The organism is Bacillus sp. MYb209 (assembly GCF_002975175.1).
Classification (GTDB): domain Bacteria; phylum Bacillota; class Bacilli; order Bacillales; family Bacillaceae_G; genus Bacillus_A.
This window is the reverse complement of the sequence record NZ_PCNZ01000005.1, coordinates 171570-186960: the sequence shown is the minus strand read 5'-3', so window position 1 is coordinate 186960 and position 15391 is coordinate 171570. Positions and strand designations below refer to the sequence as shown.

Here is a 15391-nt window from a genome sequence, read left to right as displayed (position 1 = left end):
TTGCTTATATAAAAAGGAGAGAATTTATTATGTCAACAATTATTGATGTTTATGCTCGCGAAGTCCTTGACTCTCGTGGTAACCCAACTGTAGAAGTAGAAGTTTACACAGAAAGCGGCGCATTCGGACGCGCTATCGTACCAAGTGGTGCATCTACTGGTGAGCACGAAGCAGTAGAATTACGTGACGGTGACAAATCTCGTTACCTTGGTAAAGGTGTTATGAACGCAGTAAACAACGTTAATGAAGCAATCGCTCCAGAAATCGTTGGTTTCGACGTAACTGACCAAGCTGGTATCGACCGTGCTATGATCGAATTAGATGGCACTCCAAACAAAGGTAAACTAGGTGCTAACGCTATCCTTGGTGTATCTATGGCAGTAGCTCACGCAGCAGCTGACTTCGTTGGTCTTCCATTATACCGTTACCTTGGTGGATTCAATGCAAAACAATTACCAACTCCAATGATGAACATCATCAACGGTGGTTCTCACGCTGATAACAACGTTGACTTCCAAGAGTTCATGATCTTACCAGTTGGTGCTCCAACATTCAAAGAATCAATCCGTATGGGTGCTGAAGTATTCCATGCACTTAAAGCTGTATTACATGACAAAGGTCTTAACACTGCAGTAGGTGACGAAGGTGGATTCGCTCCAAACCTTGGTTCTAACCGTGAAGCATTAGAAGTAATCATCGAAGCTATCGAAAAAGCTGGTTACAAAGCTGGCGAGAACGTATTCTTAGGAATGGACGTTGCTTCTTCTGAGTTCTACAACAAAGAAACTGGTAAATATGACCTTGCAGGCGAAGGCCGTACTGGCTTAACTTCTGCAGAAATGGTTGATTTCTACGAGGAGCTTTGCAAAGACTTCCCAATCATCTCTATTGAAGATGGTTTAGACGAAAACGACTGGGATGGTCACAAATTATTAACTGAGCGTATCGGTGATAAAGTACAATTAGTTGGTGACGATTTATTCGTAACTAACACTCAAAAACTTGCTGAAGGTATCGAAAAAGGTATCTCTAACTCAATCTTAATTAAAGTTAACCAAATCGGTACTTTAACTGAGACTTTCGAAGCAATCGAAATGGCTAAACGTGCTGGTTACACAGCAGTTGTATCTCACCGTTCTGGTGAAACTGAAGATGCTACAATCGCTGACATCGCAGTTGCAACTAACGCTGGCCAAATCAAAACTGGTTCTATGAGCCGTACTGACCGTATTGCTAAGTACAACCAATTATTACGTATCGAAGACGAGCTAGGCGAAATCGCTGTTTACGCTGGTTTACAATCTTTCTACAATATCAAACGATAATTGTAGAAAATAACGACAGACCGTGAGAAATCACGGTCTGTTTTTTTTTATGCTAAAATTGTTCGTCCGTCATAAGTGACATGAAGTATTTAAAGAAGAGATTATAATCAAAATCGATAACAATTTGCTGCGAGGGCCGATTGATGAATGGGCTTGATCCTACTAAAGAGCGGAAATCACCGATGCTTGCTCCTTGAGCGTAAGATTCGGTCATGACGGTAATTGGTGATTTGTACGGCCATTTCTTTTGGAACATTGCCGTGATCAGCGACAATCCCAACAATTTCAATTTCATCGATAAAGAATGCGAGGAGGAGGGCTATCGTATCATCGATTCCAGGCTCACAAAAAACAAGAACTTTTTTAGACATATGTTCACCACCTATCTTTATATATATGTGTGCTAGAGAGAAGGCAGAATAAAAATGGAGTGAAGGATTTTGTTTTATCGAAATAATAACTGCTAAAATTCAGAAAATATAAACTTTATATATTAGGTCAAGGTTTTTGACGTAAATTACATGCGGAAACGCAGTCATATCAAGGGTGTAAGCGTATAATATAGTGGATTTTCGTTGTCGATTTGATAAATTGCAGGTTTTTACAATTTATACTATGATAAGGATATTAACAGAAGATCGTATAAACATGAGGGATGATGAACATGAAACTTACAAAGATTCTTGTCCAAATTGCTGCTCTTTATGTATTTTATATGGTTGGAAATTGGGTGCAAGAAATGTTGAATATTCCGATTCCAGGTAGTTTGATTGGGATGTTCCTCCTACTTGTTTTACTTAGCCTAAAAGTACTTCCAGTGAAATGGTTTGATTTAGGAGCAGAAACACTCGTTGCTATTATGCCGTTTTTATTAATTCCGCCAACGCTTGGCCTAATGAATTACGGTGCTTTTTTTATGACTAAAGGAATTTCTCTTTTCATTACAGTTGTAGCGAGTACGTTTTTAATTATTATTGTCGCAGGACATACAGGACAATATCTTGCGAATAGAGGGGAAAAAGAGACACAATGAGCCAAATATTAATCGGAATCGGTTGGGTTCTTTTCACGGTGCTATTATATCAATTATCTAAAAAAATCTATAAATTATTTCCAACACCATTTACCATTCCAATGCTTGTAGCGACAGGATTAATGGCTTTCTTATTTATAGTGCTTGATATACCATATCAAAATTATATGGAAAGTGGTGGAGGTTGGATTGCGAAGCTACTTGGACCAGGTGTAGTAGCATTTGCAATCCCGCTTTATAAACAACGTCATGTTCTGCAAAAATATGTTGTACCAATTGCTGGTGGTGTACTAGTAGGTACAACAGTTGCTATTGCAAGTGATTTTGCTATTGCCTCACTTATGGGAACAGATAAAAGTTTAATTTTATCTTCTTTACCAAAGTCAGTGACAATGCCCGTTGCGATGAGTGTATCTGAACAAGTTGGCGGTGTCCCGTCCTTAACAGCAGCCTTTGTCGTTATCGCAGGTATTACTGGAACGATTACGGGACCAATTTTATTAAAATGGAGCCGCGTTACAAACTCGGTTGGTAAAGGAATCGGATTTGGATGCGCTTCTCATATTATGGGTGTTATGAGAGCGATGAAAAATAACGAGCATGAAGGTGTTATTGGATCGGTAACAATGACATTGACAGCAATTTTGACATGTTTGCTCGGACCTTTATTTGCAATGATGTTCATGTAATAGAAGAAAAGCGAGAGTGACTCTATAGCTCTCGCTTTTCTATAGGATTTATGCTAACATTTAAACTAACTGAATCTTTGTAGGAGGTACGCCAAGTGCATACGTTATTATCAGTTTTACTTATTGTTGTATCGATTTTAATGATTGTTATGGTACTTATGCAGTCTAGTAATAGCTCAGGCCTTTCAGGCGCTATTTCAGGTGGTGCAGAGCAATTGTTTGGTAAGCAAAAAGCACGTGGAATTGAAGCGGTATTAAACCGTATTACAGTTGTCTTAGCTGTATTATTCTTCGTACTAACAATTGGTGTTACGTACTTAAATTTATAGAATTAAAAAGAAGAAGCGTTAGCTGATTTGTGCTAATGGTTCTTCTTTTTTTAATTTGTTATTCGAAAAAAGTTTCTAATTAGATTATAGAATTATAAATATGGTACACTAAGAATAGAAAGAATACGACTAGATTACAGAAGAGAAAGAGGAGAAGTACATGATGAAATTAGCATCTCCAAAACCATTTACATTTGAAGGTGGAGACCGCGCTGTTTTATTATTGCATGGATTCACAGGAAACTCAGCTGATGTACGCATGCTAGGGCGTTTCTTAGAGAAGAAAGGCTATACTTGTCATGCGCCAATTTATAAAGGACACGGCGTACCACCAGAAGAGCTTGTTCATACAGGTCCTGAAGACTGGTGGAAAGATGTAATGAATGCCTATCAGCATTTAAAAGATCAAGGTTACGAGAAAATAGCTGCGGTTGGATTATCATTAGGCGGAGTATTCTCATTAAAACTTGCTTATACATTACCGATTTTAGGTGTTGTACCAATGTGTGCACCGATGTACATTAAAAGTGAAGAAATTATGTACCAAGGTATATTGGCATATGCCCGCGAATATAAAAAGCGTGAGCAAAAATCACCAGAACGAATTGAGCAGGAAATGTTTGAATTTAAACAGACACCGATGAATACACTAAAAGCATTACAAGAGTTGATTCGTGACGTACGCAATAATGTTGATATGATTTATGCTCCAACATTCGTTGTACAAGCACGCCATGATGAGATGATTAATACAGATAGTGCTAACATTATTTATAACGGTGTAGAATCTACGTTAAAAGACATTAAATGGTATGAAGACTCTACGCATGTCATTACACTTGATAAAGAACGTGATGTGCTACATGAGGATGTATATAACTTCTTGGAGCAACTAGATTGGTAAGGTCTAGTTGCCTCTTTTTTTCATAAGGGAATTTTTTATCCCGCATTAACGGGCAGTAAGACTCCCACCTCAAAAATCGGCGAATGCGAAGAGGTTAGGTGGGAGATAACTGCCCGTAAAAGCCCGATTGGTGTGGGCTAATAATCAGTGGGGGATGGATAACCCCCCCAATGATTAAAGTTTCACTTTATGAAAGCTGTAAAAAATCATTGGGAGATGATTAAAGTTTCACTTTATACATCCCCCATCTTTCGGATACACTAAATAATATAAGGGTTAAAGGAGGTATTTCTGCTTGGAAGAAATCACACAAGAACATATTGATAAGTTGTTATTATTTATGAGAGAAGAAGCGTATAAACCGTTAACGATACAAGAATTAGAAGCTGCATTTGGAATCGAAGGCTCTGAGGGCTTTAAAGATTTTGTAAAGGCACTTGTAATGATGGAAGAGAAGGGACTTGTTGTTCGTACACGTAGTAATCGCTACGGTCTTCCTGAAAAGATGAATTTAGTACGCGGTAAGTTAATTGGACATGCACGTGGCTTTGCTTTCGTCGTACCAGAAGAGAAGAAAACTGGGGATGATGATCTTTTCATCCCACCTACAGAATTAAATGGTGCACTTCATGGTGATATAGTATTAGCACGTGTTAGCGCGCAATCAAGTGGATCACGCCAAGAAGGTGCGATTGTTCGTATTTTAGAGCGTGGAACGAAGGAACTAGTTGGTACATATACAGAATCGAAAAACTTTGGGTTTGTTGTACCTGATAATAAGCGCTGGACAAGTGATATTTTTATCTTGAAAAGCGCATCAATGGGTGCTGTAGAAGGTCATAAAGTCGTTGTGAAAATTACGAGCTACCCAGAGAACCGTTTAAGCGCAGAAGGTGAAGTTATTCAAATTCTAGGTCATAAAAATGACCCAGGGGTAGATATTTTATCTGTCATTCATAAACATCATTTACCTTTAGCTTTCCCTGAAGAAGTTATGGAGCATGCAAACAGTGTACCAGAAACGATTTCAGAAGAAGATATAAAAGATCGCCGTGATTTACGTGATCAAATGATTGTTACAATTGACGGTGCAGATGCAAAAGACTTAGATGACGCTGTTACAGTAACGAAGCTTGAGAACGGTAACTATAAGCTTGGCGTTCATATTGCGGATGTAAGTCATTACGTTCAAGAAGGTTCTCCAATTGATGCTGAAGCAGCAGAGAGAGCAACGAGTGTATATCTTGTAGACCGTGTAATTCCGATGATTCCGCATCGTTTATCAAACGGTATTTGTTCATTAAATCCGAAAGTAGACCGTCTGACACTATCTTGTGAAATGGAAATCAACAATCTAGGTGATGTTGTAAAGCATGAGATTTTCCAAAGTGTAATTAAAACGACAGAGCGTATGACGTATGCTGACGTAAGAAGCATTTTAGAAGATGAAGACGAAGCGCTAATTGAACGTTACGAACCGCTAGTACCAATGTTTAAAGAAATGGGGCAGTTAGCACAGATTTTACGTGAAAAACGTATGCGCCGCGGTGCGATTGACTTTGACTTTAAAGAAGCGAAAGTACTAGTAGATGAAGAAGGAAAACCGACTGATGTTGTAATGCGTGATCGTTCTGTATCAGAGAAGTTAATTGAAGAGTTTATGCTTGTTGCGAACGAAACAGTAGCAGAACACTTCCACTGGATGAACGTACCGTTTATGTACCGTGTCCATGAAGATCCGAAAGAAGATAAACTGGAGCGTTTCTTCGAGTTTGTAACAAACTTCGGATATGCAGTAAAAGGACGTGCGAACGAAATACATCCTCGTGCGCTGCAGCAAATTCTTGAAATGGTTCAAGGTCAGCCGGAAGAAGTAGTCATTTCAACAGTTATGCTTCGTTCTATGAAGCAAGCACGTTACGATTCGGACAGCTTAGGACATTTCGGTTTATCAACTGAGTTCTACACGCATTTCACATCGCCAATTCGTCGTTACCCAGATACGATTGTTCATAGATTGATTCGTGAATACATCATTAATGGTAAAGTAGACAACGAAACGCAAGCGAAATGGCGTGAAAACTTGCCTGAGATTGCAGAGCACTCTTCTAATATGGAACGCCGTGCTGTTGAAGCTGAGCGTGAAACAGACGAACTGAAAAAAGCAGAATATATGCTTGATAAGATCGGTGAAGAGTATGACGGTATGATTAGCTCCGTAACAAACTTCGGTTTATTCGTAGAGCTTCCAAATACAATTGAAGGTCTTGTACACGTTAGCTATTTAACAGATGATTACTACCGTTATGACGAAAAACATTTTGCGATGATTGGAGAACGTACAGGTAACGTATTCCGCATCGGTGACGAAATTACAATTCGTGTTATTAACGTAAATAAAGACGAGCGCGCAATCGACTTTGAAATCGTTGGCATGAAAGGCACACCTCGTCGTAAGTTCAAAGATCGTCCAGTTGTGATTGAACAGCCAAGAACAGGCAGAAAGAAACGCGGTGGACGTAACGAACGTAGTAATGAGCGCGGTGGCGAGCGCGGCACAGGAAGAAAGTTTGATCGTGGTGGACAAGGAAAAGGAAAAGGATCAGCATCCGCATCAGCATCCACATCCGCTAGTCAGCCAGGGAAAAAAGATGGTAACGGTAATGGTAAGAAGAAAAAAGGCTTCTTTGAAAATGTACCAGGATTCAAGAAGAAAAAGAAAAAGCGTAAGTAAGAAAAGAGTGGCTTCGCTTCACATTCTGAGCGAGCCACTTTCGCTTTTTGTTCACATTTGTTACAATAGTAAAGATAGAGGAGGGACGTTATATGCCAAAAGGTACAGGTAAGGTTATTGCGCAAAATAAAAAAGCATTTCATGATTATTTCATCGAAGAAACATACGAAGCAGGGCTTGTCCTTCAAGGAACGGAAATTAAGTCGATTCGCGCTGGACGCGTGAACTTGAAAGATGCGTTTGCACGTATACATAACGGTGAGGTATGGGTTCATAATATGCATATTAGCACATATGAACAAGGGAATCGTTTCAATCACGATCCACTTCGTACAAGAAAGTTACTTCTTCATAAAAAAGAAATTGATAAGCTAGCAGGTTATGCAAAAGAAACAGGATATGCATTAGTTCCAGTTAGAATTTATTTGAAAAATGGATTTGCGAAAATGGCACTTGGTTTAGCAAAAGGTAAGAAGCAATACGATAAGCGTCACGATTTAAAAGAGAAAGAAGCTAAACGTGAAATTGCACGTGTGTTCCGTGATCGTCAAAAGATGTAATACAGATATTTACATTTGTAAAACGGCGCGCGTATGATATAATAACCTATGTAAGATTGTTGCACATTGAAAAACAGCTCTTAGTAGCTATCACGATATTTTCTTCGTATGCTCCATTTTTATCATGGGGACGTTACGGATTCGACAGGGATAGTTCGAGCTTAGGTTGCGAGTCGAGGGGATCGGCCTCGTTAAAACGTCAAAGCCTATAATTGGCAAACAAAACAATCTTTCTTTAGCTGCTTAATTGCACTAAAGGTTCCTCCCTCCATCGTCCATGTGGTAGGGTAAGGGACTCAAACTAAGTGGACTACGCCGGAGTTCGCCGTCTGAGGGCGAAGGAAGAGAACAATCAGACTAGCAACTTGGAAGCCTGTCGATAGGCCGAAGAGTTTGCGAAATGCTAATATATCGACTACACTCGTAGAAGCTTAAGTGCCGATATTTTTGGACGTGGGTTCGACTCCCACCGTCTCCACCAATACATATTTGGTGGTTTTTTTATTTTGTATGATATGAACCATAAGTTTGCCGAAACGGCAAGCTTATGGTTCTTTTTGTTTCTGGCCAACTTATGCTTCCAGTGATTTTAATGTTTCTGAATTAAAGCTAAGAAGGATTTATTCAATCTTGGTACCAAAGATCACCTTTTATGAGCTCATAATGTCCAAAGATAATGAAGTCGTTTAAATTTAATTTAGAAAAACCAAAGCCCTACTACATATGAAATGTAATAGGGCTTTTAAAAGTTGTTTAAAAACATATAATTTCTGCAAATTTATTTATAAAAATGATAATAAAGTACTTTAATTTCATTGAACTAAAAGCACCTGTAAGTTAAATAATTTTTAGATTAAAAATTGAAGCCACTTATGTCCTGGTTCGTGTATTTCTAAAGCATATCGCAGCCATTTTTTCTTCTCATTATCAAGATAATCCTTTATAGCGATAAAGTCTTGATGGTCTTTTTCTCTTGTATTCTTCGCCTTATATAAAAGTACAATTTCTGGATTTAGGTATGGAATACCTGTTTTAGTAGTACTCCAAACGGAATTGAGTGGATAAGAAATCCTAAAGTCTCTTCTGAATATCCAATCATTTCCTTCTGTTTCATTAAGAAGAATTTCTATTTTATCTCCGTTTAACATATTCGAAGCGTGTATTTCGTGAATTGGCAAATCTAAAAACTCATTTTCCCAAGTATGGAACTTACCCTTAATTACCTTTTTGAACTCCCATTTATTAAGATAATCTTTCAGATATTGTTGGTCTTTTCGAAAGACAGCAAACTCTATATCTTTATGTTCTCTTGTTTCCTCATCAATAAAAAGGTCAATCGCCCATCCTCCAGCAATAAACCACGTTCTATCAAAGTTTGACATTAATGAATTGATCCTCTGGCATTGTTCAAATGACATATAAATCCCCAAAAAAAAGTTATCTAAAATCTATTTTCTTTTTGTACTCAAATTTTTTTTGTCTTCTTCAACCATCCTCCTCGTTAGTCTAATTAGGGGTAACGTCAGAAAAATGCGGATTTACAACGCTAAGGAAATGTCACTTATAAAAAAAGCCGATTTCCATCTCAAGGAATCGACTTTTTTAGTTATTCTTAATGAACTAACGCATGCATTAGTTCATTAAGTAAGAGGTTTGAAAAAATAGCCTGTATATATTTGAACGATGAATAACTTACCTATTTTCTTGTGTTTGTTTATGTGATATACAGAAAATTCAGAAGAATGCAATATGCTATTTATCCGTTTGTTTTTGCTTCTTTTTCAAATACTCCGCACGCAATTTTTCAAGTTGCTGCTTTTTATCAAATTTGGCAGGCGTCTGTTTTTCATGAAACTTTGTCACAGCTACCTGACTTTTGTAATCCAATTGATATTTTCCCACTTTGCTCACCTACTTTTCTTGTCTTTAAAGAGAATCTATTCTACAAATATAATATACCTTATTTTACTGAAGTAAAACTTATTACTTTATTAGTTTTTCTACTTATATCTATCTTAATTCAAATATTTCCTACTTAAACTAACCTGCCCCGTTAGTTTAAGTAGGAAACTTCACAATCTGAATAGAGTAAAGCCTAATAGAAAGAATACCGTTTTTTTGTTTTGTAGTTTTATAAAATGCTTAAGTTGATGGGGATGGGGCGGCATCCTTGAGACAGAAAATGAAGAAATAGTTATTGATGATAAGCAGGTAGAGACTATAGCTGCCCCTTAATGATTAAATAAGATTTATTTAAATCTTCATATATTTTGTGTTTTTATCCATATCTATTGTAAGATTGTATAGAGTTCTCCTAATAAGCTGTTATAATGGCTTTTTTAGGAATTTAATATTTATAAATCTTAAATTATTTTTTTAGGATAATTTTTTATCTAACTAAGTTATATTGAAGTAGAGGTGAACCATCGGTGAAGCAGGTGTTGGTAATTAAGAATGAACGGTCTTTAGCAAAGAAAATCGTAAGCGGTCTAACGCAAGAAGGCTATTTCATTTTAAAACTTCACAATGAAAACCAAGGTTTAAATATAATATATGAACAAGATTGGGATATTATCGTATTGGATTGGGATTCATTAAGTATATCCGGACCAGAAATTTGCAGACAAATACGACTTGTTAAAACGACACCGATAATTATTGTGACCGACAATATTTCTAGCAAGGATTGCATAGCAGGGTTACAAGCAGGAGCAGATGATTATATAAGAAAACCATTTGTGAAAGAAGAATTAGTAGCAAGGGTTAAAGCGATTTTAAGGAGAAGTGACTGTATCCAGCAAAATGAGACAAACTTTTTTCAGTTTAAAGATCTCTTTGTTGATGCATCTAGCAATATTGTGAAAAAAGGTGGTAAAAATCTCTCGCTTACTAAGCGCGAGTACGATTTACTTGTATTTTTAATTAAGAATAAAAATACAATATTGAGCCGTGAAATGCTTTTGAACCAGGTTTGGGGATATAACGTAGTAGTAAATCCAAATGTAGTGGACTTATATATTGGGTATGTAAGAAAAAAGTTAAAGTGCGAGAAGAAAGACAGATATATTCAAACGATACATGGCAGGGGCTATTCAATGATTGAATGATAAAAATAAGATAATAGGTAAAGTACAGTTTATCATAATAATCAATATCCAGCATAATAGAAAAAACGAGTAAAACTGTTTCATTCAGTTTTACTCGTTTTTTCTATTAAATCTAATAATCAAATAGTTTTTGAGAAATATTAAAAGACGGAAACTATAAAAAGAATATTTCTATCAGGCAATGAATTATGAAAATATTAGCTATTAATGGGCGTATTTTGTAGGAGAAACCATAGTTTATAAGGTGCTCATCTATTGGTTAGTGTGGAGGGGATGACTCTAGCACGCATTAGTTGAGGCCGTATCCAATGAAAGTGCCTACTTGAAAAGAAAATCAACATTCTTTCATGTATTCTCTGTAAAATAAAGGTTAATCAACACGCCTGACGGCACATATTACTTTTGGTATACAAATTATGCTTAATTCTATTAACTCACATCATTCACAAGATTTTCACAGAATTAATGACTATACTAATTAACAGGATATTCAAATGAAAATGATTATCAATAGCGATTTAGGTGAATACAAGTTACTATCTAATTCAATCTATGGACGTCATCATTTTCGAAATAAATTACATTATAAGGAGTATACGTATGAGAAAATCTATGCTTTTAAAATTAGTGAGTATTCTAGCAATTTTCACTTTAATGTTAGTAGCTTGCTCAGATTCAAGTAAAGAAACTTCGAAGGCTAATAAAGGTAATAGTAGTGATAAGCCAAAAACGGTTGAAATCACTGATGCACATGGAACTGTTAAAGTCCCTGTAAATCCAAAGAATGTAGTTGCTTTGGATAATAGAACTTTTGAAACTTTAGCTGATTGGGGAATTAAATTAGCGGCTGCTCCAAAGGATGTAATGCCTGCAGATTCAGCATATGTAAAGGATAATTCAGTTAAAAATATTGGAAATCACCGCGAACCAAATCTTGAAATTATAGCAGCTGCAAACCCTGAACTTGTAATCGTTGGTCAAAGATTTGCTGGCCATTACGAAGAGATCAAAAAATTAGTGCCAAATGCAGCTGTTATTGATCTTAATGTTGATGTTTCTGAGAAAGCTACTAAGCCTGGAGAAAACTTAGTAAAAGGACTTAAAGATTCTACGATTTCTTTAGGGAAAATCTTTGATAAAAATAAAGAAGCTAAACAATTAGTAGCTGATTTTGATAAATCTATTGAAAATGCAAAATCTGCTTATAATGGAAAAGATAAGGTTATGAGTGTTATCGTTACTGGTGGGAATATTGGTTTTGCTGCTCCTCATTCTGGTCGTGTTTGGGGGCCAATGTATGAAATTTTCGGTTGGGTTCCAGCACTAGAAGTTTCCAATTCTACTGCAGGTCATAAAGGTGATGACGTTTCTGTTGAAGCTATTGCACAAACAAATCCTGATTGGCTTTTCGTATTAGATCGTGATGCTGCAACATCTGATGCAGCTACTTCATCTCCTGCTCAAGATGTTATTTCTAAATCACCTGCTCTTCAAAACACAACTGCTGTTTCTAAAAAACAGGTTATTTATGCACCAGAGGATACTTACACAAATGAATCAATTCAGACTTATATAGAGTTGTTTGGAAATATTGCAAAAACTTTAGCTAAGTAGTGTAAAGGAGTACGAAACAGTGTCAAAAAATATAATTTCTAGGGTTGAGAATATTTCTCAACCCCAGTTTTATAATCACAATAAATTATGGACAAAACCTTTTATAATAGCGATTATAGTTGTTATAATTTTAGGGATTATATCACTGTTTACTGGAGTTTATGATATACGTGGACAAGAGGACGGAATGGAGATGTTTTTCATAACTCGTGTTCCGAGAACAGTTGCATTAATGCTTACTGGAGCTGCAATGGCGATGGCAGGGCTCGTAATGCAACTAATTACACAGAATCGCTTTGTTGAACCTACTACAACGGGGACTATTGAATGGTCAGGTTTAGGCTTGCTTTTTGTATATTTATTATTTCCTGCCCCGACTTTAGTTCAAAGAATGACTGGTGCAATCATTTTTTCTTTTATAGGAACTATGATTTTCTTTCTATTTTTAAGAAGAGTTAAACTTCGTTCGTCTTTAATTGTCCCGATTATTGGATTGATGCTTGGAGCAGTTATTTCTGCAGTGTCTACTTTTATGGGGCTCCTTTTTCAAATGACGCAAAGTATTGAAACTTGGTTTGTAGGTTCATTTGCTACCGTTCAGGTGGGAAGATATGAATATTTATGGTTGATTGTTATCATTACTTTGCTTATTTTTATGTATGCTAATAGATTGACTTTAGCTGGACTAGGAGAAGATGTCGCAACAAGCCTTGGAGTTAATTACAATAGAATTGTTCTTTTTGGGACTGCTCTTATCTCTGTTGCAGTTGGAATTGTTGCAGCTGTTATTGGAAACTTACCTTTCTTGGGATTAATTGTGCCAAATATTGTTTCAATGTTTAGAGGTGATGATCTTAGGAGTAATTTACCTTGGGTATGTGTGATCGGAATGGGGACAATAACTGCCTGTGACATCATTTCTCGAACAATTATAAAGCCTTTTGAAGTACCTGTTTCTTTAATACTTGCAACAGTGGGAGCAATCGTGTTTATTACTATTTTATTGAGACAAAGAAAACCAAGGAGGCTGCGATGATCACATTAGAATATAGAAATAAAGAAAATGTCGAAATCGATTCTAGCCTTCATAATGAAAGTAGATCAGCTAGTGCTTTTCGTTCTAAGAAGGAAGAAAGACGTTATTGGATTTTACTGATAACATTGATTGCTTTAGGCCTCCTTTCTTCATATGGACTTTTAGTTTATAACAATCCAGTTCCGATAGATTCACCTTCTTTTATCCCAGTTGTTAAGAGAAGGATAGTAGCTATTGTTGCAATGATTATTGCTGCAGTTTGCCATAGCTTGTCGACCGTTGCTTTCCACTCTATTACGAATAATAGGATTATTACTCCTTCGCTTTTAGGTTTCGAATCACTTTATTCAGCAATTCAGACGAGTACAATATTCTTCTTTGGTGCTAGTGTATTGATAAATTTTAGTGGAATTGGATCATTTTTATTTCAAGTTGTTGTTATGGTCTTCATGAGTTTGATACTTTATGGATGGTTACTTTCCGGTAAATACGGGAATTTACAACTTATGCTTTTAGTTGGAATTATTATTGGTACTGGGCTAAATTCTGTGTCAACTTTCATGAGAAAACTACTTGCGCCTTCAGAATTTGATATTTTACAAGCAAGATTATTTGGTTCTGTTAATCATGCAGATTCTGCATATTTTCCTATTGTAATTCCTATGGTCATAATTGTGGCAGTATTAATTTTTGCTCATTCTAAGAATTTGAATATATTGTCACTAGGAAAGGATGTTTCTACTTCTTTTGGAGTTAAATATCAACCTAGTGTAATTTATACGCTTGTATTAGTTGCTATTTTGATGTCCATTTCAACAGCTTTGATTGGACCACTTACTTTCTACGGCTTTTTAGTAGCGACTTTGAGTTATCAGGCGGCGTCAACTTATGATCATAGATATATTTTTCCAATGGCTCTTGCTATAGGATTTTTGATAATGACGAGTGCATACTTTTTAATGTATCATGTATTCCATGCTCAAGGTGTAGTTTCAGTTATTATCGAATTATTTGGTGGAATAATATTTTTAACTATAGTTTTAAGGAAGAGGGCTTTATGATAAAAATTGATAATGTTAAAAAGTTCTATACTGATAAGGTAAAAATAGGACCTTTGGATATTGAAATACCAAAAGCGGGCTTTACTTCTTTAATTGGACCAAATGGCGCTGGAAAGTCCACGACACTTTTGATGATTGGACGACTCTTAGATATGGATGAAGGTCAAATTCAGGTAGCAAATATGGATGTTTCTGAATCCAAATCAAAAGACTTAGCAAAAATTTTGACTATATTGCGACAAGAAAATCATTTTGTAACTAGGCTTACTATTAGACAACTAGTTGGATTTGGGCGCTTTCCTTATTCAAAGGGAAGATTAACTAAAGAGGACGAAGTTATTATTTCTAAATATATCGATTTTTTAGATTTAACTAATTTAGAGAATAGATATTTAGATGAGCTTTCTGGTGGTCAAAGACAAAGGGCATATGTAGCGATGGTATTGTGCCAAGAGACTGAATATGTACTTTTGGACGAGCCTCTGAACAACCTTGATGTTGCTCGTTCTGTTCAAATGATGGAGCATTTGAGACGTGCGGCTAATGAATTTGGAAGAACAATTCTGACTGTTATGCATGACATAAATTTTGCAGCCAAATATTCTGATAAAATTTGTGCTATGAAAGATGGACAAATTGCTGCTTTTGGAACAGTAGAAGAGGTTATGGACCCAAAAATTTTGACTGATATTTTTGAAACAAAAATAGAAATTATCAATGGCCCTTATGGGCCAATCGCTGTTTATTAGTTACAAAATGTAAAAAATGAGTATGCCAAAAAACTAATAGAAAATCAAATTATATAATGTAGCTTACATAGATCATAACAGCTACTCTAGTTGAAGTTGCTGTCTGTATTTTATAGGCAGCAGCTTTTTTTGTTTACTATGATTTTCTTCAGCTTTAGTACCAGCACACCCTGTTAATGCTAATGTAAATCTGGGCAGTATGGATGATAGTGCTTTTGTTTTTTTGTTCATTTTTATCGTCTCCTCATTT

General features: G+C 36.2%; 14 protein-coding genes, 1 other RNA gene and 3 pseudogenes. 13 read left to right on the top strand and 5 right to left on the bottom strand.

Annotated features, from left to right (window positions below; translation table 11 throughout):
* Positions 1-29 precede the first annotated feature (29 nt).
* Positions 30-1325, top strand: a complete 1296-nt coding sequence (gene eno / locus CQZ94_RS12180; RefSeq protein WP_002112796.1) for a phosphopyruvate hydratase — start codon at positions 30-32, stop codon at positions 1323-1325.
* Between the two features lie 52 nt (positions 1326-1377).
* On the opposite strand, the pseudogene CQZ94_RS32385 reads toward eno, so the two are convergent.
* Both CQZ94_RS32385 and CQZ94_RS32380 read right to left on the bottom strand, forming a co-directional pair.
* Positions 1378-1560 (bottom strand): annotated as a pseudogene (locus CQZ94_RS32385) (nucleoside hydrolase); the annotation flags it as partial.
* Positions 1544-1696: pseudogene (locus CQZ94_RS32380) on the bottom strand (nucleoside hydrolase); the annotation flags it as partial. The pseudogenes CQZ94_RS32385 and CQZ94_RS32380, both read right to left, overlap by 17 nt.
* 284 nt (positions 1697-1980) lie before the next feature.
* On the opposite strand from CQZ94_RS32380, the gene CQZ94_RS12170 reads away from it, so the two are divergent.
* The 7 genes from CQZ94_RS12170 (at position 1981) to ssrA (ending at position 8055) form a co-directional block, all read left to right on the top strand.
* Positions 1981-2358, top strand: a complete 378-nt coding sequence (locus tag CQZ94_RS12170) for a CidA/LrgA family holin-like protein (protein ID WP_181149481.1) — start codon at positions 1981-1983, stop codon at positions 2356-2358.
* A complete protein-coding gene (locus CQZ94_RS12165; RefSeq protein WP_002174165.1) occupies positions 2355-3047 on the top strand; it encodes an LrgB family protein in 693 nt (230 codons plus the stop codon). Before CQZ94_RS12170 ends, CQZ94_RS12165 begins: the two co-directional genes overlap by 4 nt.
* A gap of 95 nt (positions 3048-3142) precedes the next feature.
* Positions 3143-3376: a preprotein translocase subunit SecG gene (gene secG / locus CQZ94_RS12160; RefSeq protein WP_002089535.1), complete on the top strand. Its 234-nt coding sequence runs from the start codon at positions 3143-3145 to the stop codon at positions 3374-3376.
* Between the two features lie 163 nt (positions 3377-3539).
* Entirely contained in the window at positions 3540-4280 is a 741-nt protein-coding gene (locus CQZ94_RS12155; RefSeq protein ID WP_162836430.1) for an alpha/beta hydrolase, read from the top strand.
* Between the two features lie 295 nt (positions 4281-4575).
* Positions 4576-7014 (top strand): ribonuclease R, encoded by a 2439-nt coding sequence (rnr, locus tag CQZ94_RS12150; RefSeq protein ID WP_105585592.1) that lies wholly within the window; start codon positions 4576-4578, stop codon positions 7012-7014.
* A 92-nt stretch (positions 7015-7106) separates the two neighbouring features.
* Positions 7107-7574, top strand: a complete 468-nt coding sequence (gene smpB / locus CQZ94_RS12145; protein WP_105585591.1) for an SsrA-binding protein — start codon at positions 7107-7109, stop codon at positions 7572-7574.
* A 126-nt stretch (positions 7575-7700) separates the two neighbouring features.
* Positions 7701-8055, top strand: a transfer-messenger RNA (tmRNA) gene (gene ssrA / locus CQZ94_RS12140).
* Between the two features lie 367 nt (positions 8056-8422).
* Here the strand turns inward: ssrA and CQZ94_RS12135 are convergent.
* Together CQZ94_RS12135 and CQZ94_RS31195 are read right to left on the bottom strand one after the other, a co-directional pair.
* On the bottom strand, positions 8423-8992 hold the full coding sequence (locus tag CQZ94_RS12135; protein ID WP_105585590.1) for a nucleotidyltransferase domain-containing protein: 570 nt from the start codon (positions 8990-8992) through the stop codon (positions 8423-8425).
* Positions 8993-9326: 334 nt separating this feature from the next.
* Positions 9327-9476 carry a hypothetical protein gene (locus CQZ94_RS31195; RefSeq protein ID WP_003203575.1) on the bottom strand — a complete coding sequence of 50 codons (150 nt, stop codon included), beginning with the start codon at positions 9474-9476 and terminating at the stop codon, positions 9327-9329.
* Positions 9477-10003: 527 nt separating this feature from the next.
* Here CQZ94_RS31195 and CQZ94_RS12125 point away from each other — a divergent pair.
* The 5 genes from CQZ94_RS12125 (at position 10004) to CQZ94_RS12105 (ending at position 15141) form a co-directional block, all read left to right on the top strand.
* Positions 10004-10681, top strand: a complete 678-nt coding sequence (locus tag CQZ94_RS12125) for a response regulator transcription factor (protein ID WP_105585589.1) — start codon at positions 10004-10006, stop codon at positions 10679-10681.
* A gap of 600 nt (positions 10682-11281) precedes the next feature.
* Complete coding sequence (locus CQZ94_RS12120) at positions 11282-12295, top strand: siderophore ABC transporter substrate-binding protein (protein WP_105585588.1); 1014 nt, start codon at positions 11282-11284, stop codon at positions 12293-12295.
* A gap of 19 nt (positions 12296-12314) precedes the next feature.
* Positions 12315-13331, top strand: coding sequence for an ABC transporter permease (locus tag CQZ94_RS12115; protein ID WP_105585587.1), 1017 nt, complete (start codon positions 12315-12317; stop codon positions 13329-13331).
* Positions 13328-14392, top strand: coding sequence for an iron chelate uptake ABC transporter family permease subunit (locus tag CQZ94_RS12110; RefSeq protein WP_105585586.1), 1065 nt, complete (start codon positions 13328-13330; stop codon positions 14390-14392). Before CQZ94_RS12115 ends, CQZ94_RS12110 begins: the two co-directional genes overlap by 4 nt.
* Positions 14389-15141, top strand: a complete 753-nt coding sequence (locus CQZ94_RS12105) for an iron ABC transporter ATP-binding protein (RefSeq protein WP_105585585.1) — start codon at positions 14389-14391, stop codon at positions 15139-15141. Before CQZ94_RS12110 ends, CQZ94_RS12105 begins: the two co-directional genes overlap by 4 nt.
* 123 nt (positions 15142-15264) lie before the next feature.
* On the opposite strand, the pseudogene CQZ94_RS12100 reads toward CQZ94_RS12105, so the two are convergent.
* Positions 15265-15372 (bottom strand): annotated as a pseudogene (locus CQZ94_RS12100) (DUF4822 domain-containing protein); the annotation flags it as partial.
* Positions 15373-15391: the final 19 nt, after the last annotated feature.

Coding starts and splice junctions, on each gene's coding strand:
- eno (WP_002112796.1), top strand. CDS start 30: ATGTCAACAATTATTGATGTTTATGCTCGCGAAGTCCTTGACTCTCGT.
- CQZ94_RS12170 (WP_181149481.1), top strand. CDS start 1,981: ATGATGAACATGAAACTTACAAAGATTCTTGTCCAAATTGCTGCTCTT.
- CQZ94_RS12165 (WP_002174165.1), top strand. CDS start 2,355: ATGAGCCAAATATTAATCGGAATCGGTTGGGTTCTTTTCACGGTGCTA.
- CQZ94_RS12155 (WP_162836430.1), top strand. CDS start 3,540: ATGAAATTAGCATCTCCAAAACCATTTACATTTGAAGGTGGAGACCGC.
- smpB (WP_105585591.1), top strand. CDS start 7,107: ATGCCAAAAGGTACAGGTAAGGTTATTGCGCAAAATAAAAAAGCATTT.
- CQZ94_RS12135 (WP_105585590.1), bottom strand. CDS start 8,992: ATGTCATTTGAACAATGCCAGAGGATCAATTCATTAATGTCAAACTTT.
- CQZ94_RS12120 (WP_105585588.1), top strand. CDS start 11,282: ATGAGAAAATCTATGCTTTTAAAATTAGTGAGTATTCTAGCAATTTTC.
- CQZ94_RS12110 (WP_105585586.1), top strand. CDS start 13,328: ATGATCACATTAGAATATAGAAATAAAGAAAATGTCGAAATCGATTCT.
- CQZ94_RS12105 (WP_105585585.1), top strand. CDS start 14,389: ATGATAAAAATTGATAATGTTAAAAAGTTCTATACTGATAAGGTAAAA.